We start from the raw sequence: 22,711 nt of genomic DNA, 5'->3' as shown, positions 1-22,711 counted from the left end.
TGGGACGGTGTGGGTAGGCAGGACCGTTGGCGCCATGAATGGCGCCATCGAGCCCCCATGGATGGGTTTACGGCGTGTCCTGACTACCCACACCGTCCCACCATCCCACGGAATGCCGCTTCTGCTTTTGCTGTTGAGGTTGCCGGCCAGCGGCCGGCACTACCAAGCCCTGCCGAAAACCCCTTACCGCACCTGTTCCTGCTTGCGCACGATCGCCATCGCAATCTCCAGCGACTGCTCGTAGTTCAACCGCGGGTCCACCGTCGAGCGGTACGCACGCTCCAGGTCACGCTCGGTCAGTTCGCGCGCACCACCGGTGCATTCGGTCACGTCCTCGCCGGTCAGCTCCAGATGCACGCCGCCCAGACGGGTGCCGGCGGCCGCATGCAGGTCGAACGACATCTCCACTTCGCCACGCACGTTGTCGAAGCGGCGCGTCTTGAAGCCGTTGGCCGTGCTTTCGGTGTTGCCATGCATCGCATCGCACACCCACAGCACGCGGCGCCCGTCGCGCTTGACTGCATCCAGCAGCGGCGGCAGCTTGTCGGCAATCTGTGCCGCGCCCATGCGGTGGATGAAGCTCAGGCGGCCCGGTTCGTCGTGCGGGTTGAGCACGTCGATCAGGCGCAGCAGCTGGTCCGGCGACACCGACGGCCCGACCTTGATCGCAATCGGGTTGCGCACACCCCGCAGGTACTCGACATGGGCGCCATCCAGCGCGGCGGTGCGCATGCCGATCCACGGGTAATGCGTACTCAGGTTCAGCCAGCCCTGCTGGCGCGGCACCTGCCGGGTCAACGCCTGCTCGTAGGGCAGCAGCAGCGCTTCGTGCGAGGTGTAGAAATCGATGCGGTTGAGGTTGTGCACGCGGGCCCCGGCCAGGGTCTCCATGAAGTGCACCGCATCACCAATGGAGGCCACCATCTTCTGGTACTCGGCGGCCAGCGGCGAATGCCGCACCCACTCCAGGTTCCAGTACTCGGGATGGTGCAGATCGGCGAAGCCACCATCGATCAGCGCCCGCACGAAGTTCATCGTCATCGCCGAATGCGCGTGGGCCTGCAGCATCCGCTTCGGATCCGGCAGGCGCGCCGCTTCGGTGAACGCCGGCGCATTGATCACATCGCCACGGTAGCTGGGCAGGGTCACGCCGTCGCGGGTCTCGGTGTCGGCCGAGCGCGGCTTGGCGTACTGGCCGGCGAAGCGGCCCACGCGGATCACCGGCTGGCGCAGGCCGTGCACCAGCACCAGGCTCATCTGCAGCAGCACCTTCAGGCGGTTGGAGATGGTGCCCGATTCACAGTCACTGAAGTTCTCCGCGCAGTCGCCACCCTGCAGCAGGAAGCGCTTGCCCTCCTGGGCCTCGGCCAGCTGCTGCTTCAGCGCCAGGATCTCCCAGGAGGTGACCAGCGGCGGCAGCCGCTTCAGTTCGTGCAGCGCCGCGTCCAGCGCCACCGGATCGGGATAGGTCGGCATCTGCAGCGCGGTCTTGCCACGCCAGCTCTCCGGCGACCAGGCGGCGCCAACGGCACCTGCGGCAGGATCGGACACGGGCGGAACGGCGGACAGGCTCATTGCAGACTTCCGGGGTGGGGGGCGGTCATGGTCGCAGAGCCGGCCGCTGTCGCAAAGGGCCAGGGCCGCGTCCGGCAGCCTGAACGGTGGGGAAAGGGCAACGCGAGCGGCCAGACACGGCATGTCCACGACGGCTCCAACAGGCGCATGATTTGTTACGGAGTAACACTGACATGTCACGGACCGGCCCCTCCTACGCCCCAGGCTCCGCCCCTCCCCATGAAGCCCTCGCCCCTCGCTACCGGCATCACCCTCGTCCTGGCCGTGGCCAGCCTCCCGGCCTTCGCTGCCGCCGCCAATGATGCGGCCGCGCCGGTCACCCAGCTGGACGCGGTCACCGTCCACGCCCAGCTCGACCAGGCCCGCAATGCACTGTCGCCGGACATCGGCAGCAGCCAGTACCAGATCACCGCCGAGGACATCCAGAAGCAGCCGCTGGGCGCCTCCGCGCCGCTCAGCCAGGTGCTGCTGCAGGCACCCGGCGTGGTGCAGGACTCCTACGGCGGCGTGCATGTCCGCGGTGACCACGCCAATCTGCAGTACCGCATCAACGGCGTCGTGCTGCCCGAGTCGATTTCCGGCTTCGGCCAGACTCTGGACGCCCGCACCATCAAGAGCATCCGCCTGATGGACGGCGCGCTGCCGGCACAGTTCGGCGAGCGTACGGCGGCGGTGGTCGACATCACCACCCGCAGTGGCGCCGAGCTTGGCAACGGCGGCAGTGTCGGGTTGACCGCCGGATCATTCGGCAAGCTCAACCCGAATGCCTCCTGGTGGGGCAGCCAGGGGCGCTGGAGCTGGTTCCTGACCGGCAACTACGACCAGAACGATGTTGGCCTGGAGAACCCCACCAACGCGCGCAGGCCGCTGCATGACGATACCCATCAGGGCAAGGCCTTCGCCGACCTCACCTACCTGGTCAACGACAGCACGCGCCTGAGTGTGTTTGCCGGCTTCGCCAACAACCGCTTCCAGATTCCGGTCAATCCGGGCCAGACGCCGCAGTTCGGCTATCTCGACACCACTACCTTCGATTCCAGCCAGCTGGACGAGACCCAGCGCGAGGCCACTCGCTTCGGCATGCTGGTGCTGCAGGGAACGCTCGGCGCCACCGCCTATCAGCTCTCGGCCGGGCAGCGCTACAGCGATGTGGCGTTCAACCCGGATGTCATCGGCGACCTGGTGTTCAGCGGCGTCGCCTCGCAGGTGCAGCGCAGCAACCGCGCCAACACCCTGCAGGCCGATTTCTCAACGCCGCTGGGCAACGACCACACGCTGCGCTATGGCCTGTATGGCAATTACGAGAACGCACAGGCCAGCAACAACAGCTGGGTGTTCCCGGTGGACGACAGCGGCCAGCAGTCCAGCACCACGCCGCGGCTGATCCCCGACCGCAGCGCCTTCCATGCCAGCACGCTGGCGCTGTACGTGCAGGACGAATGGAAGATCGGCGACGACTGGACGGTGAACTATGGCCTGCGTGGCGACCGCTACAAGGCCTTCGGCCACACCGAAGGCCAGCTCAGCCCGCGCGTGGGCGTGGTCTGGAATGCCAGCGACAGCACCACCGTGCACGCCGGCTATTCACGCTACTTCACGCCGCCGGCCAGTGAGCTGATCGCCAGCAGCGACATCGCCCTGTACGACGGCACCACCAACCAGCAGCCCAGCGGCGGCAACACCACGCCCCTGGCCGAGCGCAGTGACTATTACGACATCGGCGTCTCGCAGCAGCTGGGCGAACACCTGACCCTGGGCCTGGACGCGTACGACCGCCGCGTTGCGCGCCTGCAGGACGAAGGCCAGTTCGGCGCCGCGTACATCTACTCGACCTTCAACTATGGCCGCGGCCACATCCGTGGCCTGGAGTTCAGTGCCGACTACAGCAACGGCCCGTTCAGTGCCTACTTCAACGCGGCGTACAACAAGGCTATCGGCACCCAGGTCATCACCGGCCAGTACAACCTCGACCCGGACGCCCTGGCCTACGTGGCCGACCACTGGATCCACCTGGACCACGACCAGAAACTGACCTCGTCCGGTGGCCTCAGCTATGCCCTCGCCGGCCACAACCGGATCGGTGCGAACTACGTGTTCGGCAGCGGCCTGCGTTCGGATATCGAGGGCGTGCCCAACGGCGGCGAGCTGCCATCGTACCTGCAGGTGAACCTCAGCGCCGGGCATGACTTCAACGCCGACAGCGGGCATCCGCTGCACGTGCAGGTGGCTGTGATCAACGCACTGGATCGCAGCTACCAGCTGCGCGACGGTGGCGGCGTCGGTGTATTTGCCCCGCAATGGGGACCGCGTCGCGGCGCCTACCTGAGCCTGCAGCAGGACTTCTGAGGTAGTGCCGGCCGCTGGCCGGCAATTCCACGGTATGCCGGCCAGCGGCCGGCACTACCCAGTAGAGCCACGCCATGGGTGGCTACGTTCAGCGCTTGACCCTGCGCAGCGACACCACCAGCGCCCACAGCGCCAGCAGCACGAACCACACGCCCGACCACATCGGCATGGTCAGGCCCAGGAACGTCCAGTCGATGTTGCCGCAGTTGCCGGTGCCGGTCAGCACCGTGCGGAACACTTCCAGCGGACCCATCGTCTCGCGCAGGAAGCTCAACGGCGGGCCGCAGGTCGCGCCCATCTCCGGCGGCAGCATCTGCACATAGACGTGGCGCGCGGCGATGCCCACGCCCACCGCCGCAGCGATGAAGGCGAGGATGCCGTAGGTCGCCCGGCCAGGGCGGTTGGACGGACCGTGCAACGCACCGATCAGGAACAACAGGCCCAGGGCGGCGAACGCCAGGCGCTGGAAGATGCACAGCGGGCACGGCTCCAGGCCCATCTTCAGCTGCAGGAAGATCGCGTAGCCCAGCAGGCCCGCGCAGATCAGGAAGCCCAGGAAGAACTGGGCGCGGAAGGGCCAGCGCAGTGGATTCATCGTCAACGCTCAAGTGATCAGGCGCCAAGCGTAACCGAGAGCGCGCGCCATTCGAACCGCCACAGGTGACGCCTGTCGGAACGGTGAGGGTCAGATCCCGTGCCTCCGGCGCGCGATCCGACCCCGCAGAAACGAAAAAGCCCGGCAGATGCCGGGCTTTCACTGTGTCGCGTTGGAGCGGTCCGATTACTCGGCCACTTCCTCGGCCACGGCCGGACGGTCAACCAGCTCGACGTAGGCCATCGGTGCGTTGTCGCCGGCGCGGAAGCCGCACTTCAGCAGACGCAGGTAGCCGCCCGGACGGTTCGCGTAGCGCGGGCCCAGGATGGTGAACAGGTTGCCCACGGCTTCGTTGTCACGCAGACGGGCGAAGGCCAGACGGCGGTTGGCGACGGAGTCGACCTTGGCCAGGGTGATCAGCGGCTCGGCAACGCGGCGCAGTTCCTTGGCCTTCGGCAGGGTGGTCTTGATCAGCTCGTGCTTGAACAGCGAGGCGGCCATGTTCTTGAACATCGCTTCGCGGTGGGCGCTGGTGCGGCTGAACTTACGGCCAGACTTCTGGTGACGCATGGTGATATTCCTTGGTTAATGATGAGACTGTGCGGATCGTTGTCGCCATCCTGGCGTTGCTGCGTGGACTGCGGATGGTCCTGGTCGCCCGTCCTGGACGCCCTGCCCGCGAACCTGGGGTTCGTCGTGGCATGTTTGGTAAACCGGTTGAAGGCTCCACCGTTGCCGGTGGAGCCCTCAGCCATTACCGATATCAGCCCAGCATGCCGTGGCTGGCGACGCCGGCCGGCGGCCAGTTCTCCAGCTTCATGCCGAGCGACAGGCCGCGCTGAGCCAGCACTTCCTTGATCTCGGTGAGCGACTTCTTGCCCAGGTTCGGGGTCTTCAGCAGCTCCACTTCGGTCTTCTGGATCAGATCGCCGATGTAGTAGATGCTCTCGGCCTTCAGGCAGTTGGCCGAACGCACGGTCAGCTCCAGATCGTCGATCGGGCGCAGCAGCACCGGATCCACGCCGTTGTTGGCCGGCTTTGCCGCACCGCGATCGCGGTGGGTGAAGTCACCGAACACCGACAGCTGGTCGCTGAGGATGTCGGCGGCGGTGCGCACGGCTTCCTCGGCATCGATGGTGCCGTTGGTCTCGATATCGATGACCAGCTTGTCCAGGTCGGTGCGCTGCTCGACGCGAGCCGCTTCCACGGCATAGGCGACGCGGCGGACCGGCGAGAACGAGGCATCCAGGACCAGACGGCCGATGGCACGGGTTTCTTCGTCCGGACGACGACGCGCGGCAGCCGGCTGGTAGCCGAAACCACGTTCGATCTTCAGACGCATGTTGACTGCCGTGTCCTTGGTCAGGTGGCAGATCACATGGTCGCCGTTCAAGATTTCCACATTGTGGTCAACCTTGATGTCGGCAGCGGTGACAACGCCCGGGCCCTGCTTGGACAGGGACAGGGTGGCGCTGTCGCCGGAGTGCATACGGATGGCCACGTCCTTCAGGTTGAGCAGGACTTCCAGCACGTCCTCCTGCAGACCTTCGACCGTGGTGTACTCATGCAACACGCCGTCGATTTCGACTTCCGTGATGGCGAAGCCCGGGATGGACGACAGCAGCACGCGACGCAGGGCATTGCCCAGCGTATGCCCGTAACCCCGCTCCAAAGGTTCGATAACGACCTTTGCACGGGTGTCGGTAAGGCGTTCGATCTGCGGACCGCGAGGACGCAGAACCTGGTTGGCGGTAACCGTCATGTTGCGGGTTCTCCTAGTGAACCCCCGGCCGTCGCCGGGGGCTCTCCAATGTGAATTACTTCGAATACAGCTCGACGATCAGCGCTTCGTTGATGTCCGCAGGCAGATCCGAACGATCCGGAACAGCCTTGAAGATGCCGGTGAACTTGCCGGAATCCACTTCAACCCACGACGGGCTCAGGTCATGCTGGGCGGCGACGGTCAGGGCTTCCTGGACGCGCAGCTGCTTGGCAGCCTTTTCAGACAGAGCGATGGCGTCGCCAGCCTTGACCTGGTACGAAGCCAGGTTGACCGACTTGCCATTCACGGTGACGCCGCGGTGCGACACCAGCTGACGGGCAGCCGGACGGGTCACGGCGAAGCCCATGCGGTAGACGACGTTGTCCAGGCGGGTTTCCAGCAGCTGCAGCAGGTTCTCGCCGGTGTTGCCCTTCTTGGTCGAGGCCTTCTTGTAGTAGTTGCGGAACTGACGCTCCAGCAGGCCGTAGATACGCTTGACCTTCTGCTTTTCACGCAGCTGGGTGGCGTAGTCGGACAGCTTGCCCTTGCGGGCAGTGGCGCCGTGCTGGCCGGGCTTCTGCTCCAGCTTGCACTTGGAGTCCAGCGCACGCGCCGGGCTCTTCAGGGACAGGTCGGCGCCTTCGCGACGGGCGAGCTTACAGGTAGGACCGATATAACGAGCCATTTCTTATCGCTCCCTTTAGACGCGACGCTTCTTCGGCGGACGGCACCCGTTGTGCGGGATAGGCGTCACGTCGATGATGTTGGTGATCTTGTAGCCGACGTTGTTCAACGAACGCACGGCCGACTCACGGCCCGGACCCGGGCCCTTGATGCGGACTTCCAGCGACTTCACGCCGTAGTCCAGCGCAGCACGACCGGCCTTTTCAGCAGCCACCTGGGCAGCGAACGGGGTCGACTTGCGCGAACCGCGGAAGCCAGCGCCACCGGAGGTCGCCCACGACAGAGCATTGCCCTGGCGGTCGGTGATGGTGACGATGGTGTTGTTGAACGAAGCGTGGACGTGGGCAACGCCGTCAGTGACGACGCGCTTGATCTTCTTCTTGGTCTTAGCAGCGGGCTTAGCCATTTCTCAGTCCCTTACTTCTTGATCGCCTTGCGCGGACCCTTGCGGGTGCGGGCGTTGGTACGGGTGCGCTGGCCACGCAGCGGGAGGCCACGACGGTGACGCAGGCCGCGATAGCAGCCCAGGTCCATCAGGCGCTTGATCGCGATGCCGATCTCACGACGCAGATCGCCTTCCACGATGTACTTGCCGACTTCGGCGCGCAGGCGCTCGATTTCCGGCTCCGACAGATCGCGGATCTTGGTGGTCGAAGCAACGCCTGCGACTTCGCAGACCTTCTTCGAACGGGTACGGCCGATGCCGTAAATGCTTTGCAACCCGACCCAGACATGCTTCTGGGCTGGCAGGTTGACGCCTGCAATACGCGCCATGACGCGGTTCTCCAGCTGAGTGATGGCCGACAGCGCGCCTCGGGCACGCCAATCCGGCAGGATGGATCAAAAAAGTGAACTAGCGATACTAACAAGGTTCCGGTTTACATGGAAGCCCGTGAAACCATTGGTTTCATGAACCCGGCCTGGGGAGTGTGCCCAGGCTCCGGCGCCGGATGGGGTTGGACCTGGGGTTTCCCCCGGAGCCGCCCGCGCTACTCCAGCGCGGGACCACCTCATCACACCCCCACCCGGAACCGCTGCGGGGGCCGCCCTTCGTTTGTGTGGCCGGAGTCCGCGAAGCGGAGGGACCATCACGTCAGGAAGACGAAAGTATAACAGGCCAATCAGCCGCGGGCAAAGCCGCCGCGGTTGCCGCCCTTCAGGTTGGCCTTCTTCAGCAGGCTCTCGTACTGGTGCGACATCAGGTGCGCCTGCACCTGGGCGATGAAGTCCATCACCACCACCACCACGATCAGCAGCGAAGTACCGCCGAAGTAGAACGAGGCGTTCAGCTGCGTGCGCATCAGTTCCGGCAGCAGGCAGACGATCACCAGGTAGGCCGAGCCAGCCGCAGTCAGGCGGGTCAGCACGCCGTCGATGTAATCGGCGGTGGCCTTGCCCGGACGGATGCCCGGAATCAGCGCGCCGGACTTCTTCAGGTTGTCGGCGGTTTCCTGCGAGTTGAACACCAGCGCGGTGTAGAAGAACGCAAAGCCGGTGATCAGCGCAGCGAACACGATCATGTGCAGCGGTTCGCCCGGGCCCAGGGCATTGGCGACCCTCTGCAGAACCTGGCCGAAGCTGCTCTGGTTGGCCGCCTGGCCGGACCACATGGCCAGGGTGGCCGGGAAGGCCAGCAGGCTCGAGGCGAAGATCGCCGGGATGACGCCGGCCATGTTGAGCTTCAGCGGCAGGAACGAGGTCTGGTTCATGTACGCGTTGCGACCGCCCTGGCGGCGCGCGTAATTGACCGTGATCCGGCGCTGGCCACGCTCGACGAACACCACGAAGAAGGTGAAGGCGAGCACGACGATGGCGATCAGCAGCAGCTGGATGAACTGGATGTTGCCGTCGCGGTAGGCATCGAAGGTGTGGATGACCGCACCCGGCAGGCCCGCCACGATACCGGCGAAGATGATCAGCGACACGCCGTTGCCGATGCCGCGCTCGGTGACCTGCTCACCGACCCACATCAGGAACATGGTGCCGGCGGTCAGCGCGACCACAGCGGTGAGCACGAAGCCCATGCCCGGCGCGTACACGACCGGAGCGCCCGACGGCGAGACCTGGCCCTGCAGGGCCAGCGCGATCGAACCGCCCTGCACCACTGCCAGCAGCACGGCGCCGATGCGCGAATACTGGGTGATCTTGCGGCGACCGGACTCACCTTCCTTCTGCATCGCCTTCAGGGCGGGGAAGATGTGCACGGCCAGCTGCATCACGATCGATGCCGAGATGTACGGCATCACGTTCAGCGCGAAGATGCTGAAACGGTGCAGGGCGCCGCCCGAGAACATGTTGAACATGTCCACGATGCCGCCGCCCTGCTGTTGCATCATGGCAAGCATGGCATCGGGATTGACGCCCGGCACCGGCACGTAGCAGCCGATGCGATAGACGATCAAAGCCCCGACGACGAACAGCAAACGTTGGCGAAGTTCAGTGAACTTGCCCATTCCGCCCGCGAGGTTACCGATGCCAGCTTGCGCCATGATTTTCTTACTCCGTTACGCTGCCGCCGGCAGCTTCGATCGCGGCCTTGGCACCAGCCGTGGCAGCAATACCCTTCAGGGTGAACGCCTTGGTCACTTCGCCCTTGACGACGACCTTGGCCTTCTTGGCAGTGCTCGGGACCAGCTTGGCAGCACGCAGGGCGGCGAAGTCGATCTCACCGGCCGGCAGCTTGTCCAGCGCGTACAGCAGCACTTCAGCGGTGTCCTTGGCGATCGGCGAACGGAAGCCGATCTTCGGCAGACGACGCTGCATGGGGGTCTGGCCGCCTTCGAAGCCAGCCTTGATCTTGCCGCCACCCTTACGGGCGAACGAACCCTTGTGGCCGCGGCCGGCAGTCTTGCCCAGGCCCGAGCCGATACCGCGACCGACGCGGGTGCGCTCGGTGCGGGCGCCCGGTGCCGGGCTCAGTTCATTGAGACGCAGAGTCATGATCGATTACTCCTCAACCTTGACGAGGTAGTGAACGGTGTTGATCAGGCCGCGAACCTGCGGGCTGTCCTTCAGTTCACGCACATCGTTGAGCTTGTTCAGACCCAGAGCACGCACCGACAGGCGGTGACGCGACTGAGCACCACGCAGGCCGCGCACCAGGCGCACCTTCACAGTCTTGTTGGACTCATTAGCCATGGTTGAGTTCCTCCACCTTCTTGCCGCGCTTGGCCGCGATGCGAGCCGGCGACTGCGCTGCAGTCAGGCCCTTCACGGTGGCACGCACCAGGTTGATCGGGTTGCGCGAGCCGGTGGCCTTGGCCAGCACGTTCTTCACGCCAACCGCTTCCAGCACGGCGCGCATGGCACCGCCGGCGATGACGCCGGTACCTTCCGAAGCCGGCTGCATGAACACGCGTGCAGCGCCGTGGCCATCCTTGATGGTGTGCCACAGGGTGCCGTTGTTCAGGTCAACGCTGACCAGGTTCTTGCGCGCCTGTTCCATCGACTTCTGGATGGCGACCGGCACTTCGCGCGCCTTGCCATAGCCGAAACCGACCTTGCCTTCGCCGTCGCCGACCACGGTCAGGGCGGTGAAGGTGAACTGGCGACCGCCCTTGACGGTCTTGCTGACGCGGTTGACCGCGACCAGCTTTTCGATCATGCCGTCGTCGACTTTCTCTTCGCGGTTACGGTCGCGATCGCGACCCCGCTGCTGACGCTCTTCTGCCATTTTGATTCCTTGGTAGTTTGGGTATGTACGGCTCGAGGCCGCTTATGGTTGTGGAGTGACGCGTTGTTCCGGTGGGCCGCTACAGAAGAGCGGCGCCGTCCAGCCTCACTCAGGCTGGCGAGCAGGCGGGCAGAGGACCCGAAGTCCCCTGCCCTTATCCCTTAGAACTGCAGGCCGGCTTCGCGGGCGGCTTCTGCCAGGGCCTTGATGCGGCCGTGGTAGCGGTAGCCCGAACGATCGAAGGCAACCTTCTCGACGCCGGCGGCCTTGGCGCGCTCAGCGACGATACGGCCGACCTTGGCGGCGGCGTCGGCGTTCTTGCCGTTCTTCAGGCCTTCCTTGATGTCGGCCTGGGTGGTGTTGGCAGCAGCCAGCACCTTGGAGCCGTCAGCGGTGAAGACCTGGGCGTACAGATGCTGACCGGTGCGCAGCACCGACAGACGGGCAACGCCGAGCTCACGGATGTGGGCGCGGGTCGACTTGGCGCGACGCAGGCGGGCGATGTTCTTGTTCATTTTGTTTTTCCCTTGAAAGCGGAAGGACCTAATTAGGCCTTCTTGGCTTCCTTACGGATGATGACTTCGTCGGAGTACTTCACGCCCTTGCCCTTGTACGGTTCCGGCTTGCGGAACGCACGGATCTTGGCGGCGACTTCACCGACGACCTGCTTGTCAGCGCCCTGGACCAGGATCTCGGTCTGGGTCGGGGTCGACAGGGTGATGCCTTCCGGCGCCACGAACACGACCGGGTGCGAGAAGCCCAGCGACAGGCTCAGGTCCTTGCCCTGCATGGCAGCGCGGTAACCCACGCCGACCAGCTCCAGCTTGCGCTCGAAGCCTTCGGACACGCCCTTGACCATGTTGGACAGGATCGCACGCACGGTACCGGTCAGTGCGACCAGCTCGGCGTTCTCGGTGCTCAGGGTGGCAACGCCGTTGTCGACGTTGATGGCAATACCGGCCGGCTTGGCCAGCGACAGGGTGCCCTTCGGGCCCTTGACGGTGACGGATTCGGACTGGACGTTCAGTTCAACCTTACCCAGGTCGACGGGCTTCTTGGCTACGCGGGACATAGTTCTACTCCTTTCGCCTTAGGCCACGAAGCACAGGACTTCGCCGCCGACGCCCAGCTGGCGCGCCTGCGCATCAGTCATGATGCCCTTGGAGGTGGAAATGATGGAGATACCCAGGCCGTTCATGACCTTCGGCAGCTCGCTCTTGCCGCGGTACTGGCGCAGGCCCGAACGCGAGAAGCGCTTCAGGGTCGCGATGACCGGCTTGCCTTCGAAATACTTCAGCACGATTTCCAGCTCGGACTTGTTGTTTTCCAGCTGGGTCACGCGCAGGTCGGTGATGTAACCCTCGTCCTTCAGGACCTGGGCGATCGCAACCTTGATCTTGGACGACGGGGCTTTCACCGTCTGCTTGCCAACCGCAGCCGCATTCTTGATGCGGACCAGCAGGTCGGCGATGGGATCAGTCATGCTCATATGAGTACCTTTGAGTGCACCGATATCCGCTTTCGCGAAAATCTGTTGTCTCCTGGAAACGGGCCAGGTCCCTTCTTGCGGCAGGCCAGCGGCCCGCCCTAAAACCCGGTTTGCACAGGGCAAGACGCGGGAGTATACGCCAAAAGAGCCCGACTTGCGTCGGGCTCTTCGGGTTTTTTCGCAGAAGGGAAGCTGAATGCCTCCCCTCCCCGGTTCAGGAACCCCCGAGGGGGCTCCTGATCGCAGGACCGGCTGGGATTACCAGCTGGCCTTGCGCAGGCCCGGGACGTCGCCACGCATGGTGGCTTCACGCAGCTTGTTGCGGCCGAGGCCGAACTTGCTGTAAACGCCACGCGGACGGCCGGACAGCTCGCAGCGGTTGCGCTGGCGGCTCGGCGACGAGTCGCGCGGCAGCTTGGCCAGCTTGGTAGCGGCTTCGATCTTCTCGTCGTAGCTCGCGTCCACCGAGGACACGATCTTCTTCAGAGCCGCACGCTTGTCAGCGTACTTCTTGGCCAGCTTTTCCCGCTTGATGTCGCGGTTGACCATGGAGGTCTTTGCCATTTCGGTTTCCTCGACAGATCAGTTACGGAACGGGAACTTGAACGCTGCCAGCAGCGCCTTCGCTTCCGCGTCGGTCTTCGCAGTGGTGGTGATGGCGATATCCATACCGCGGATCGCGTCGACGGCGTCGAAGTCGATTTCCGGGAAGATGATCTGTTCCTTCACACCCATGTTGAAGTTGCCGCGACCGTCGAAGGAACGACCGGAAACACCACGGAAGTCGCGCACGCGCGGCAGCGAGATGTTGATCAGGCGGTCCAGGAACTCGTACATCTTGTGGCGACGCAGCGTGGTCTTGCAGCCGATCGGCCAGCCATCACGGATCTTGAACGACGCAACCGAGATACGCGACTTGGTGACAACCGGCTTCTGGCCGGAAATCTTGGTCATGTCGCCGACGGCGTTTTCCAGGATCTTCTTGTTGGTGGCCGCTTCGCCGACACCCATGTTCAGGGTGACCTTGACGAGCTTCGGCACTTCCATCGGATTGGTGTAGCCGAACTGCTTCATCAGCGCCGGCACCACTTCTTCCTTGTAGAACTTTTCGAGACGGGAAGTCATCTTCACATTCCTCAGGCGTCGAGCGCCTCACCGCTGGAGCGGAACACACGCAGTTTGCGTCCATCCTCCAGCACCTTGAAGCCAACGCGTTCGCCCTTGCCCGAAGCCGGGTTCAGCACATTCACGTTGGAGATATGGATCGAAGCTTCACGCTCGACCACGCCGCCGGCAACGCCTGCCTGCGGGTTCGGCTTGGTGTGGCGCTTGACGATGTTCACGTTGGCGACGACCACACGGTCGCCGTCGACGCGGACGACTTCGCCCTGCTTGCCCTTGTCCTTGCCGGTGTTGACGACGACCTGGTCGCCCTTCTTGATACGGTTAGCCATGATTATCTCCTGTCGCTCACAGCACTTCGGGAGCGAGCGAGACGATCTTCATGAACTTCTCCGAACGAAGTTCACGGGTCACCGGCCCGAAGATACGGGTGCCGATCGGCTCCTGCTTGCTGTTCAGCAGAACGGCAGCGTTGCCGTCGAAGCGGATCAGCGAGCCGTCGGCGCGACGCACACCCTTGCGGGTACGCACCACGACGGCGTCATACACTTCGCCCTTCTTGACCTTGCCGCGCGGAATCGCATCCTTCACGGTGACCTTGATGATGTCGCCGATGCCGGCGTAACGGCGCTTGGAACCACCCAGCACCTTGAAGCACATCACCTGCTTGGCACCCGAATTGTCCGCGACGTCAAGGTAGCTCTGCATCTGGATCATGATTCAGACTCCTTATTCAGCCGCACGCGTGATGACTTCCACCACGCGCCAGTTCTTGGTCTTGGACATCGGAGCAATCTCGGTCACGCGGACGACATCGCCTTCCTTGCAGGCGTTGTCGGCATCGTGGGCGTGCAGCTTGGTCGAGCGCTTGATGTACTTGCCGTACAGCGCGTGCTTGACCTGACGCTCAACCAGGACGGTAACCGTCTTGTCCATCTTGTTGCTGACGACACGGCCTTCGACCGTGCGCAGCGTCTTGTTTTCAGTATTGTCGCTCATAGCGGCCATCCTTACTTCGTGCTGCCGAGCAGGGTCTTGACGCGAGCAATCTCGCGACGGACCCGGCGGATGTCGTGGGTCTTCGGCAGCTGGCCGGTGACCTGCTGCATACGGACAGAGAACTGTTCCTTACGCAGGTCGATCAGGTGGGCCTTCAGTTCGTCAGCCGACTTTTCACGGAGAGTTTTGATATCCATCAGCGCACCGTACGGGTCACGAAAGTGGTGGTGACCGAGAGCTTGGCGGCGGCCAGGCGGAACGCCTCGCGTGCCACTTCTTCGGTAACACCCTCGATTTCATAGATCATGCGGCCGGGCTGGATCTGGGCCACCCAGTATTCCACGTTGCCCTTACCCGAACCCATTCGAACTTCGATGGGCTTCTTGGTGATGGGCTTGTCGGGGAACACGCGGATCCACATCTTGCCGCCGCGCTTGACGTAGCGGCTGATCGAGCGGCGGGCCGCTTCGATCTGACGCGCGGTCAGCTGACCGTGTGCGGTTGCCTTCAGGCCGTATTCGCCGAAGCTGACAGCGTTGGCGCTCCAGCTCAGGCCTTCGTTACGGCCCTTGTGTACCTTGCGGTACTTGGTTCGCTTGGGTTGCAACATTGTCGTTACCTCGCTTCACGAGCCGGGCGCTGACGGTCACCACGGTCGCCGCGATCGTGACGATCGTTGCGCGACGGGGTGTCGTCCTGCTTTTCCTGGCCAACCTGGGAGAAATCGAAGACTTCGCCCTTGTAGATCCAGACCTTGATGCCGATGATGCCGTAGGTCGTCTTGGCTTCAGCGAAGCCATAGTCGATGTCGGCACGCAGGGTGTGCAGCGGCACGCGGCCTTCGCGGTACCACTCCGAACGGGCGATTTCTGCACCGTTGAGGCGGCCACCGACGTTGACCTTGATGCCCAGGGCACCCAGGCGCATCGCGTTGCCGACCGAGCGCTTCATGGCACGGCGGAACATGATGCGACGCTCCAGCTGCTGGGCGATCGACTCGGCAACGAGCTGCGCGTCCAGTTCCGGCTTGCGCACTTCGGTGACGTTGATGTGCGCCGGGACGCCCATCATCTCGCTCACTTCCTTGCGCAGCTTCTCGATGTCCTCACCGCGCTTGCCGATCACCACGCCCGGACGGGCGGTGTGGATCGTCACGCGAGCGGTCTTGGCCGGACGCTCGATCAGGATCTTGCTGATGCCGGCCTGAGCCAGCTTCTTGCGCAGCATTTCGCGCACTTTCAGGTCGGCTGCCAGGTAACCAGCGAACTCGGCCTTGTTGGCGTACCACTTGGAGTTCCAGTCCTTGGAAATACCGAGACGGATACCAATCGGATGAACTTTATGACCCATGGTCTTTTCCTTATCCGCTTACTTGCCGGCGCCCACAACCACAGTGATGTGGCTGGTGCGCTTGAGGATGCGGGTACCGCGGCCTTTCGCCCGCGCCATGAAACGCTTCAGGGTCGGACCTTCATCAACCATGATGGTCTGAACCTTCAGCTCGTCGACGTCGGCGCCCTGGTTGTTCTCGGCGTTGGCAATAGCCGACTCCACCACCTTCTTGATCAGGTGGGCAGCCTTCTTGTCCGAGAACTTCAGCAGGTTGACCGCACGCTCGGCCGGCAGACCGCGCACCTGGTCAGCGACCAGACGAGCCTTCTGCGGGGAGATGCGCGCAGTGCGCAGGATGGCTTTCGCTTCCATTGTCATCTCTCCTTACTTGCCCGACTTCTTGTCACCACCGTGACCCTTGAAGGTCCGGGTGATGGCAAATTCGCCGAGCTTGTGGCCGACCATGTTCTCGTTGACGAGAACCGGGATGTGGTTCTTGCCGTTATGCACGGCAATGGTGATGCCTACCATGTCAGGCAGGATCATCGAACGGCGCGACCAGGTCTTGATCGGCTTCTTGCTGCCCGCAGCGGCCTCCACCTTCTTGACGAGGTGGTGATCGACGAACGGGCCCTTCTTGAGTGAACGTGCCATGGTCGATTAGCCCCTACGATCGCGGACGATGAACTGCTGAGTGCGCTTGTTATGGCGCGTCTTGTAACCCTTGGTCGGGACACCCCACGGGGTGACCGGGTGCGGGTTACCCTGGCCGGCCTTCGCCTCACCACCACCGTGCGGGTGGTCAACCGGGTTCATGGCAGCACCACGAACGGTCGGGCGGACGCCGCGCCAGCGCTTGGCACCGGCCTTGCCCAGCTTTTCCAGGCTGTGCTCGTCGTTGCCGACTTCGCCGATGGTGGCGCAGCACTCGACCGGAACCTTACGCATTTCACCCGAGCGCAGGCGCAGGGTGGCGTAGATGCCTTCACGGGCCACCAGCTGCACGGCCGCACCAGCGGCGCGGGCGATCTGAGCGCCCTTGCCGGGCTTCAGTTCGATGCAGTGGATGGTGGTACCGACCGGGATGTTGCGCAGCGGCAGGGTGTTGCCGGCCTTGATCGGGGCGTCCGAACCAGCGATCACCTGATCACCAGCCTTCAGACCCTTCGGGGCGATGATGTAGCGACGCTCACCGTCGACGTAGCACAGCAGGGCGATGTGGGCGGTGCGGTTCGGATCGTATTCGATGCGTTCCACGCGCGCCGGGATGCCCAGCTTGTTGCGCTTGAAGTCGATGATGCGGTAGTGCTGCTTGGCACCACCACCGACGTGACGCACGGTGATGCGGCCGTGGTGGTTACGACCACCCGAGCGGCTCTGCGACTCGACCAGTGCGGCGTGCGGAGCACCCTTGTGCAGGTCGGGCGTGACCACGCGCACGGCCGAACGACGACCGGGGGAAGTGGGCTTGAATTTCATCAATGGCATGGGATGTACCTCAGGCCTTGGCCGTTACATCGATCGACTGGCCGTCGGCCAGGCGAACGTACGCCTTGCGCCAATCGCCGCGGCGGCCAGCACGGTTACGGAAGGACTTGTTCTTGCCCTTGACGTTGACCACGTTGACGGCTTCGACCTTGACGTCGAACAGCTGCTCAACCGCGGCCTTTACATCGGCCTTGGTGGCTTCGTTCGAAACTTCGAAGACATACTGGTTGGAGAGTTCCTGCAGGCGCGCGGTCTTTTCGGAGACACGCGGGGCACGCAGCACGCTGAAGATTTTTTCGTTGCTGTTCATGCCAGCCACTCCTCGACCTTCTTGACCGCGTCAGCGGTGATGACGACCGTGTCGGCACCGACCAGCGACACCGGATCCAGGCCCTGGACGTCACGCACCTGCACGTACGGCAGATTGCGGGCGGACAGGTACAGGTGCTCGGAGGCATCTTCGGTGACGATCAGCGGGCGCTTGCCCACTTCCAGGCCGGCCAGCTTGGCGATCAGACCCTTCGTGCTGGTGGCTTCGACATCGAAGGCCTCCACGATGGTCAGACGGCCCTGACGGTTCAGCTCGGACAGGATCGCGCACATGGCGGCACGGTACTGCTTACGATTGACCTTCTGCTCGAAGCTGCGCGGCTTGGCCGCGAAGGTGACACCGCCGCCGACGAAGATCGGAGCCGTCAGTGCGCCATGACGCGCGCCGCCGCCCTTCTGCTTCTTCGACTTCTTGGTGGTACCAGCCACTTCGGAGCGAGTCTTCTGTGCCTTGGTGCCGGCGCGACCGGCGTTGCGGTAAGCAACGACGACCTGGTGGACCAGATCTTCGCTGAAATCGCGACCGAACACGGCTTCGGAGACCGAGACCTTGTTGTTGCTACCCGTGATAACGAGTTCCATCGTCATCTCTCCTTATGCCTTGCTCGCCGGACGGACGATCACATCGCCACCCGCCGCGCCCGGAACGGCGCCGCGAACCGCGATCAGACCGCGCTCGACGTCGACCTTGACCACTTCCAGGTTCTGGGTGCTCTGCTGCACCGCGCCCATGTGGCCCGACATCTTCTTGCCCGGGAAAACGCGACCCGGGGTCTGGCGCTGACCCAGCGAACCCGGCGCGCGATGCGACAGCGAGTTACCGTGGGTTGCATCGCCCATACGGAAGTTGTGGCGCTTGATGGTGCCCTGGAAGCCCTTACCCTTGGTGACACCCTGGACGTCGACGATCTGGCCGACTTCGAAGATGTCCGCCTTGACTTCGCCGCCAACGGCGAAATCGCCGAGCTGCGCGTCTTCAACGCGGAATTCCCACAGGCCACGACCCGCTTCCACCTTCGCCTTGGCGAAGTGGCCGGCTTCCGGCTTGTTGACCAGGGCAGCGCGACGCGCGCCGACGGTCACCTGCACAGCGCTGTAGCCGTCGGTTTCGACGGTCTTGATCTGCGCGATGCGGTTCGGGGTTGCTTCGATCAGGGTCACCGGGATGGAACGACCATCTTCGGTGAACACGCGGCTCATGCCGGCCTTGCGGCCCACGAAGCCCAACGAATACTTCTTCGTCATGGTCGTAGTCCTCAGGTCAGCTTGATCTGAACGTCGACGCCGGCAGCCAGTTCGAGCTTCATCAGCGCGTCCACGGTCTTGTCATTCGGGTCAACGATATCGAGCACGCGCTTGTGCGTGCGGGTCTCGTACTGGTCACGCGCGTCCTTGTCGACGTGCGGGGAGACGAGAACGGTGTAACGCTCGATCTTGGTCGGCAGCGGGATCGGGCCACGCACTTGCGCGCCGGTCCGCTTTGCCGTTTCAACGATCTCGCTGGCCGAACGGTCGATCAGACGATGATCGAACGCTTTCAGCCGGATCCGGATCTTTTGGTCCGCCATGGCGGTAGGTTCCTTCGTTAAAAGAGCGACAGACAAAGCCTCTGGGTTGCTTTGTCCCATGAAATTCCTGAATACGGACGGCCCACACTCCTGCAGGCCGACAAGGTCAATCCGTAGACCTCAAAAACGTAGGCAGACCCGTTCCCAGGCCTGCCCAGACGTAGAAGCATAATGGCACGCAAGGCAGCTGTCAACAGTCGCCTGTTGACGCCGCCTGAATGGCATTGACCCTTCCTGGTCCGGGGAACACAAGGCACATCCTGTGCCTGCTTTCCCATTTGATACGCCCCGATGCCCTACCCAGGCAACATCGGGGCGCAGATACTACCAGATTACTCGATGATCTTCGAGACCACGCCGGCGCCGACGGTACGGCCGCCTTCGCGGATGGCGAAGCGCAGGCCTTCGTCCATTGCCACCGGGTTGATCAGGGTGACTTCCATCTTGATGTTGTCACCCGGCATCACCATTTCGACGCCTTCCGGCAGCTTGGCAGCGCCGGTGATGTCGGTGGTGCGGAAGTAGAACTGCGGACGGTAGCCGTTGAAGAACGGGGTGTGACGGCCGCCCTCGTCCTTCGACAGGACGTAGACTTCGCCTTCGAACTTGGTGTGCGGCTTGATCGAACCCGGCTTGGCCAGAACCTGGCCGCGCTCGACGTCGTCACGCTTGGTGCCGCGCAGCAGCAGACCGGCGTTGTCGCCTGCCTGGCCCTGGTCCAGCAGCTTGCGGAACATTTCCACGCCGGTCACGGTGGTCTTCTGCACCGGACGGATACCGACGATTTCGATTTCGTCGCCGACCTTGATGATGCCGCGCTCGATACGACCGGTCACCACGGTGCCGCGGCCCGAGATCGAGAACACGTCTTCCACCGGCATCAGGAACGGCTTGTCGATCGCACGCTCCGGCTCCGGAATCCAGGTGTCCAGGGCATCGACCAGCTTCAGGATGGCCGGCACGCCGATGTCGCTCTGGTCGCCTTCCAGCGCCAGACGGGCCGAACCGGCGATGATCGGGGTGTCGTCGCCCGGGAACTCGTACTTGCTCAGCAGTTCGCGCACTTCCATCTCGACCAGCTCGAGCAGCTCGGCGTCGTCAACCATGTCGGCCTTGTTCAGGAACACGACGATGTACGGCACGCCGACCTGACGCGACAGCAGGATGTGCTCGCGGGTCTGCGGCATCGGGCCGTCAGCGGCCGAGCACACCAGGATCGCGCCGTCCATCTGGGCAGCACCGGTGATCATGTTCTTGACGTAGTCAGCGTGGCCCGGGCAGTCAACGTGGGCGTAGTGACGGGTCGGGGATTCGTATTCGACGTGTGCGGTCGAGATCGTGATACCACGAGCCTTTTCTTCCGGCGCGGCGTCGATGGCGTCATACGCCTTGAACTCGCCACCGAAACGCTCGGCACCGATCTTGGTCAGTGCAGCGGTCAGCGTGGTCTTGCCATGGTCGACGTGACCGATGGTGCCGACGTTGACGTGCGGCTTGGTGCGCTCGAACTTACCCTTTGCCATTGTTCTATACCTTGATTGTTCGTAAGTGGTTTCAAGAGAGGCTGAGCGAGGCTCAGCCCTTCTTCATGACGGCTTCGGCGATGTTGGTCGGCGCCGGCTCGTAGTGATCGAATTCCATGGTGAAGGTGGCGCGGCCCTGGGTCTGCGAACGCAGCGCAGTGGCGTAGCCGAACATTTCACCCAGCGGGATCATCGCGTTGATGATGCTGGCCGAACCGTCACCGGTGGTGTCGGAACCCTGCAGCACGCCGCGACGACGGCTGACGTCGCCCATCACGTCACCCTGGTAATCCTCCGGGGTCACGATCTCGACCTTCATGATCGGCTCCAGCAGCACCGGCTTGGCCTTGGCGAAGCCCTGCTTGAAGGCCATCGACGAAGCCAGCTTGAACGCCATTTCCGAGGAGTCGACGTCGTGGTACGAACCGAACACCAGCTTCACCTTGACGTCCACGACCGGGAAGCCAGCCAGCGGACCGCTGGTGATGGTTTCGCGCAGGCCCTTCTCGACCGACGGAATGAATTCCTTCGGGATCACGCCGCCGGTGATGTCGTTGATGAACAGGAAGTCATCCTTGATGGCCGGAGCCAGCTTCGGATCGGCACGGTCGGCAGCGGTGATCGGCGACAGTTCGATCACGACGTGACCGTACTGACCCTTACCACCGGACTGCTTGGCGTGCTTGTAGTCCGACTTGACGTCGGCCAGGGTGATGGTTTCGCGGTAGGCCACCTGCGGCGCGCCGACGTTGGCTTCAACGTTGAACTCGCGCTTCAGGCGGTCGACGATGATGTCCAGGTGCAGCTCGCCCATGCCCGAGATGATGGTCTGGCCGGATTCTTCGTCGGTCTTGACGCGGAACGACGGATCTTCCTGCGCCAGACGGCCCAGGGCCAGACCCATCTTTTCCTGGTCCGACTTGGTCTTCGGCTCGACAGCCATCGAGATCACCGGCTCCGGGAACGTCATGCGCTCCAGGATGATCGGGGCGTCCACGGCGCACAGGGTGTCACCGGTGGTGGTGTCCTTCAGACCCACGGCCGCGGCGATGTCACCGGCCAGAACTTCCTTGATTTCCTCGCGGTTGTTCGAGTGCATCTGCAGGATACGGCCGATGCGCTCCTTCTTGCCCTTCACCGAGTTCAGCACGGTGTCGCCACCGTTCAGGGTGCCCGAGTAGACACGGAAGAAGGTCAGCGCGCCGACGAACGGGTCGGTGATGATCTTGAAGGCCAGCGACGAGAACGGAGCCTTGTCGTCCGACTTGCGGGTCATTTCGACGGTGTCGTCGTCAACGTCCACGCCCTTCACGTCCGGCACGTCGACCGGCGACGGCAGCAGCTGGATCACGCCGTCCAGCATGGCCTGCACGCCCTTGTTCTTGAAGGCCGAGCCGCAGTACATCGGCACGATTTCGGTGGCCAGGGTGCGGGTACGCAGCGCGTTGATGATTTCAGCCTCGGCCAGCTCTTCGCCGCCCAGGTACTTTTCCATCAGCTCTTCGCTGGCTTCGGCAGCGGTCTCGACCATGAACTGGCGAGCTTCTTCCGCCGGGCCCTGCAGGTCGGCCGGGATGTCGCTGTATTCGAACTTCATGCCCTGCGAGGCTTCATCCCAGTGGATGGCCTTCATCTTCAGCAGGTCGACGACGCCCTTGAAGTTGTCTTCAGCGCCGATCGGCAGCTGCATCGGCACGGCAACGGCGCCCAGCTTGGCCTTCAGCTGGCCGACGACCTTCTGGAAGTTGGCACCGGTGCGGTCCATCTTGTTGACGAACGCGATGCGCGGCACGTGGTACTTGTTGGCCTGGCGCCACACGGTTTCCGACTGCGGCTGCACGCCACCGACGGCACACAGCACGAAGACGGCACCGTCAAGCACGCGCAGCGAGCGCTCCACTTCGATGGTGAAGTCGACGTGCCCGGGGGTGTCGATGATGTTGAAGCGGTGCTCCGGCAGGGACTTGTCCATGCCCTTCCAGAACGCGGTGGTGGCAGCGGACTGGATCGTGATGCCACGCTCCTGCTCCTGCTCCATCCAGTCCATGGTGGCGGCGCCGTCGTGCACTTCACCGATCTTGTGGCTCTTGCCGGTGTAGAACAGGATGCGCTCGGACGTGGTGGTCTTGCCGGCATCAATGTGGGCCATGATGCCGAAGTTGCGGTAACGCTCGATGGGAGTGGAACGGGCCACGGGGAGCCTCTCAGATTTCTTGGAATTCGGA

At 63.5% G+C, this 22,711-nt stretch carries 32 protein-coding genes; 1 reads left to right on the top strand and 31 read right to left on the bottom strand.

From position 1 onward, the window contains the following. Positions 1-183 precede the first annotated feature (183 nt). Positions 184-1,575 carry a 3-deoxy-7-phosphoheptulonate synthase class II gene (locus C9412_RS01160; RefSeq protein ID WP_107229962.1) on the bottom strand — a complete coding sequence of 464 codons (1,392 nt, stop codon included), beginning with the start codon at positions 1,573-1,575 and terminating at the stop codon, positions 184-186. A gap of 219 nt (positions 1,576-1,794) precedes the next feature. Between C9412_RS01160 and C9412_RS01155 the strand changes: the two genes are divergently transcribed. Beyond that, the gene (locus C9412_RS01155; RefSeq protein ID WP_107229961.1) at positions 1,795-3,921 is read left to right on the top strand and encodes a TonB-dependent receptor; all 2,127 of its coding nucleotides are present in this window, start codon (positions 1,795-1,797) and stop codon (positions 3,919-3,921) included. 88 nt (positions 3,922-4,009) lie between these two features. Here C9412_RS01155 and C9412_RS01150 read toward each other — a convergent pair whose 3' ends face one another. The 30 genes from C9412_RS01150 to fusA form a co-directional block, all read right to left on the bottom strand. Further along, complete coding sequence (locus C9412_RS01150) at positions 4,010-4,516, bottom strand: disulfide bond formation protein B (RefSeq protein WP_058980348.1); 507 nt, start codon at positions 4,514-4,516, stop codon at positions 4,010-4,012. Between the two features lie 186 nt (positions 4,517-4,702). Next, the gene (rplQ, locus tag C9412_RS01145; RefSeq protein ID WP_053519752.1) at positions 4,703-5,086 is read right to left on the bottom strand and encodes a 50S ribosomal protein L17; all 384 of its coding nucleotides are present in this window, start codon (positions 5,084-5,086) and stop codon (positions 4,703-4,705) included. 193 nt (positions 5,087-5,279) lie between these two features. Beyond that, positions 5,280-6,278 carry a DNA-directed RNA polymerase subunit alpha gene (rpoA, locus tag C9412_RS01140; protein WP_004145453.1) on the bottom strand — a complete coding sequence of 333 codons (999 nt, stop codon included), beginning with the start codon at positions 6,276-6,278 and terminating at the stop codon, positions 5,280-5,282. A 55-nt stretch (positions 6,279-6,333) separates the two neighbouring features. Beyond that, the gene (gene rpsD / locus C9412_RS01135) at positions 6,334-6,963 is read right to left on the bottom strand and encodes a 30S ribosomal protein S4 (protein ID WP_004145446.1); all 630 of its coding nucleotides are present in this window, start codon (positions 6,961-6,963) and stop codon (positions 6,334-6,336) included. Between the two features lie 15 nt (positions 6,964-6,978). Continuing rightward, positions 6,979-7,368 (bottom strand): 30S ribosomal protein S11, encoded by a 390-nt coding sequence (rpsK, locus tag C9412_RS01130; RefSeq protein ID WP_004145443.1) that lies wholly within the window; start codon positions 7,366-7,368, stop codon positions 6,979-6,981. Between the two features lie 11 nt (positions 7,369-7,379). Continuing rightward, positions 7,380-7,736, bottom strand: coding sequence for a 30S ribosomal protein S13 (rpsM, locus tag C9412_RS01125; RefSeq protein WP_004154500.1), 357 nt, complete (start codon positions 7,734-7,736; stop codon positions 7,380-7,382). A 347-nt stretch (positions 7,737-8,083) separates the two neighbouring features. Next, positions 8,084-9,451, bottom strand: a complete 1,368-nt coding sequence (gene secY, locus C9412_RS01120; RefSeq protein ID WP_107229960.1) for a preprotein translocase subunit SecY — start codon at positions 9,449-9,451, stop codon at positions 8,084-8,086. Positions 9,452-9,458: 7 nt separating this feature from the next. After that, positions 9,459-9,902, bottom strand: coding sequence for a 50S ribosomal protein L15 (gene rplO / locus C9412_RS01115; RefSeq protein ID WP_004154498.1), 444 nt, complete (start codon positions 9,900-9,902; stop codon positions 9,459-9,461). A gap of 6 nt (positions 9,903-9,908) precedes the next feature. Next, positions 9,909-10,100 (bottom strand): 50S ribosomal protein L30, encoded by a 192-nt coding sequence (rpmD, locus tag C9412_RS01110; protein ID WP_004145412.1) that lies wholly within the window; start codon positions 10,098-10,100, stop codon positions 9,909-9,911. Continuing rightward, complete coding sequence (gene rpsE, locus C9412_RS01105; RefSeq protein ID WP_053448882.1) at positions 10,093-10,635, bottom strand: 30S ribosomal protein S5; 543 nt, start codon at positions 10,633-10,635, stop codon at positions 10,093-10,095. Before rpsE ends, rpmD begins: the two co-directional genes overlap by 8 nt. A 161-nt stretch (positions 10,636-10,796) precedes the next feature. Then, entirely contained in the window at positions 10,797-11,150 is a 354-nt protein-coding gene (gene rplR / locus C9412_RS01100) for a 50S ribosomal protein L18 (protein WP_107229959.1), read from the bottom strand. Between the two features lie 32 nt (positions 11,151-11,182). Then, positions 11,183-11,707 carry a 50S ribosomal protein L6 gene (rplF, locus tag C9412_RS01095; RefSeq protein WP_107229958.1) on the bottom strand — a complete coding sequence of 175 codons (525 nt, stop codon included), beginning with the start codon at positions 11,705-11,707 and terminating at the stop codon, positions 11,183-11,185. Positions 11,708-11,725: 18 nt separating this feature from the next. Then, entirely contained in the window at positions 11,726-12,124 is a 399-nt protein-coding gene (gene rpsH, locus C9412_RS01090) for a 30S ribosomal protein S8 (RefSeq protein WP_005408210.1), read from the bottom strand. Between the two features lie 258 nt (positions 12,125-12,382). Continuing rightward, entirely contained in the window at positions 12,383-12,688 is a 306-nt protein-coding gene (gene rpsN, locus C9412_RS01085) for a 30S ribosomal protein S14 (protein ID WP_107229957.1), read from the bottom strand. 18 nt (positions 12,689-12,706) lie between these two features. Further along, positions 12,707-13,249: a 50S ribosomal protein L5 gene (gene rplE, locus C9412_RS01080; protein WP_004145361.1), complete on the bottom strand. Its 543-nt coding sequence runs from the start codon at positions 13,247-13,249 to the stop codon at positions 12,707-12,709. A gap of 11 nt (positions 13,250-13,260) precedes the next feature. Continuing rightward, on the bottom strand, positions 13,261-13,578 hold the full coding sequence (gene rplX / locus C9412_RS01075; protein WP_053519745.1) for a 50S ribosomal protein L24: 318 nt from the start codon (positions 13,576-13,578) through the stop codon (positions 13,261-13,263). A 16-nt stretch (positions 13,579-13,594) separates the two neighbouring features. After that, a complete protein-coding gene (gene rplN, locus C9412_RS01070; RefSeq protein WP_004145357.1) occupies positions 13,595-13,963 on the bottom strand; it encodes a 50S ribosomal protein L14 in 369 nt (122 codons plus the stop codon). Between the two features lie 12 nt (positions 13,964-13,975). After that, the gene (rpsQ, locus tag C9412_RS01065; protein WP_053519744.1) at positions 13,976-14,245 is read right to left on the bottom strand and encodes a 30S ribosomal protein S17; all 270 of its coding nucleotides are present in this window, start codon (positions 14,243-14,245) and stop codon (positions 13,976-13,978) included. 11 nt (positions 14,246-14,256) lie between these two features. Beyond that, positions 14,257-14,442 carry a 50S ribosomal protein L29 gene (rpmC, locus tag C9412_RS01060; RefSeq protein ID WP_004154487.1) on the bottom strand — a complete coding sequence of 62 codons (186 nt, stop codon included), beginning with the start codon at positions 14,440-14,442 and terminating at the stop codon, positions 14,257-14,259. Beyond that, the gene (rplP, locus tag C9412_RS01055; RefSeq protein WP_025879305.1) at positions 14,442-14,855 is read right to left on the bottom strand and encodes a 50S ribosomal protein L16; all 414 of its coding nucleotides are present in this window, start codon (positions 14,853-14,855) and stop codon (positions 14,442-14,444) included. Before rplP ends, rpmC begins: the two co-directional genes overlap by 1 nt. A gap of 5 nt (positions 14,856-14,860) precedes the next feature. Further along, entirely contained in the window at positions 14,861-15,595 is a 735-nt protein-coding gene (gene rpsC, locus C9412_RS01050; RefSeq protein ID WP_004145350.1) for a 30S ribosomal protein S3, read from the bottom strand. Between the two features lie 18 nt (positions 15,596-15,613). Further along, the gene (rplV, locus tag C9412_RS01045; protein WP_080375339.1) at positions 15,614-15,949 is read right to left on the bottom strand and encodes a 50S ribosomal protein L22; all 336 of its coding nucleotides are present in this window, start codon (positions 15,947-15,949) and stop codon (positions 15,614-15,616) included. Between the two features lie 12 nt (positions 15,950-15,961). Next, positions 15,962-16,231 (bottom strand): 30S ribosomal protein S19, encoded by a 270-nt coding sequence (gene rpsS, locus C9412_RS01040; RefSeq protein ID WP_005415413.1) that lies wholly within the window; start codon positions 16,229-16,231, stop codon positions 15,962-15,964. Positions 16,232-16,237: 6 nt separating this feature from the next. Further along, positions 16,238-17,065, bottom strand: coding sequence for a 50S ribosomal protein L2 (gene rplB / locus C9412_RS01035; RefSeq protein WP_004145339.1), 828 nt, complete (start codon positions 17,063-17,065; stop codon positions 16,238-16,240). Positions 17,066-17,075: 10 nt separating this feature from the next. Continuing rightward, on the bottom strand, positions 17,076-17,375 hold the full coding sequence (gene rplW / locus C9412_RS01030) for a 50S ribosomal protein L23 (RefSeq protein WP_004145338.1): 300 nt from the start codon (positions 17,373-17,375) through the stop codon (positions 17,076-17,078). Beyond that, positions 17,372-17,977: a 50S ribosomal protein L4 gene (gene rplD, locus C9412_RS01025; protein ID WP_057497304.1), complete on the bottom strand. Its 606-nt coding sequence runs from the start codon at positions 17,975-17,977 to the stop codon at positions 17,372-17,374. The genes rplW and rplD overlap by 4 nt, the downstream gene beginning before the upstream one ends. Before the next feature lie 12 nt (positions 17,978-17,989). Further along, positions 17,990-18,640: a 50S ribosomal protein L3 gene (gene rplC / locus C9412_RS01020; protein ID WP_004145336.1), complete on the bottom strand. Its 651-nt coding sequence runs from the start codon at positions 18,638-18,640 to the stop codon at positions 17,990-17,992. An 11-nt stretch (positions 18,641-18,651) separates the two neighbouring features. Continuing rightward, complete coding sequence (gene rpsJ, locus C9412_RS01015; RefSeq protein ID WP_005408208.1) at positions 18,652-18,963, bottom strand: 30S ribosomal protein S10; 312 nt, start codon at positions 18,961-18,963, stop codon at positions 18,652-18,654. 332 nt (positions 18,964-19,295) lie between these two features. After that, the gene (tuf, locus tag C9412_RS01010) at positions 19,296-20,486 is read right to left on the bottom strand and encodes an elongation factor Tu (protein ID WP_057497303.1); all 1,191 of its coding nucleotides are present in this window, start codon (positions 20,484-20,486) and stop codon (positions 19,296-19,298) included. Between the two features lie 52 nt (positions 20,487-20,538). Continuing rightward, entirely contained in the window at positions 20,539-22,680 is a 2,142-nt protein-coding gene (fusA, locus tag C9412_RS01005) for an elongation factor G (RefSeq protein WP_107229956.1), read from the bottom strand. Positions 22,681-22,711: the final 31 nt, after the last annotated feature.

The organism is Stenotrophomonas sp. Nf1, assembly GCF_003028475.1.
In the GTDB taxonomy this organism is placed as follows: Bacteria; Pseudomonadota; Gammaproteobacteria; order Xanthomonadales; family Xanthomonadaceae; genus Stenotrophomonas.
The sequence above is the reverse complement of the archived record's forward strand: the minus strand, read 5'-3'. Positions and strand labels throughout refer to the sequence as shown.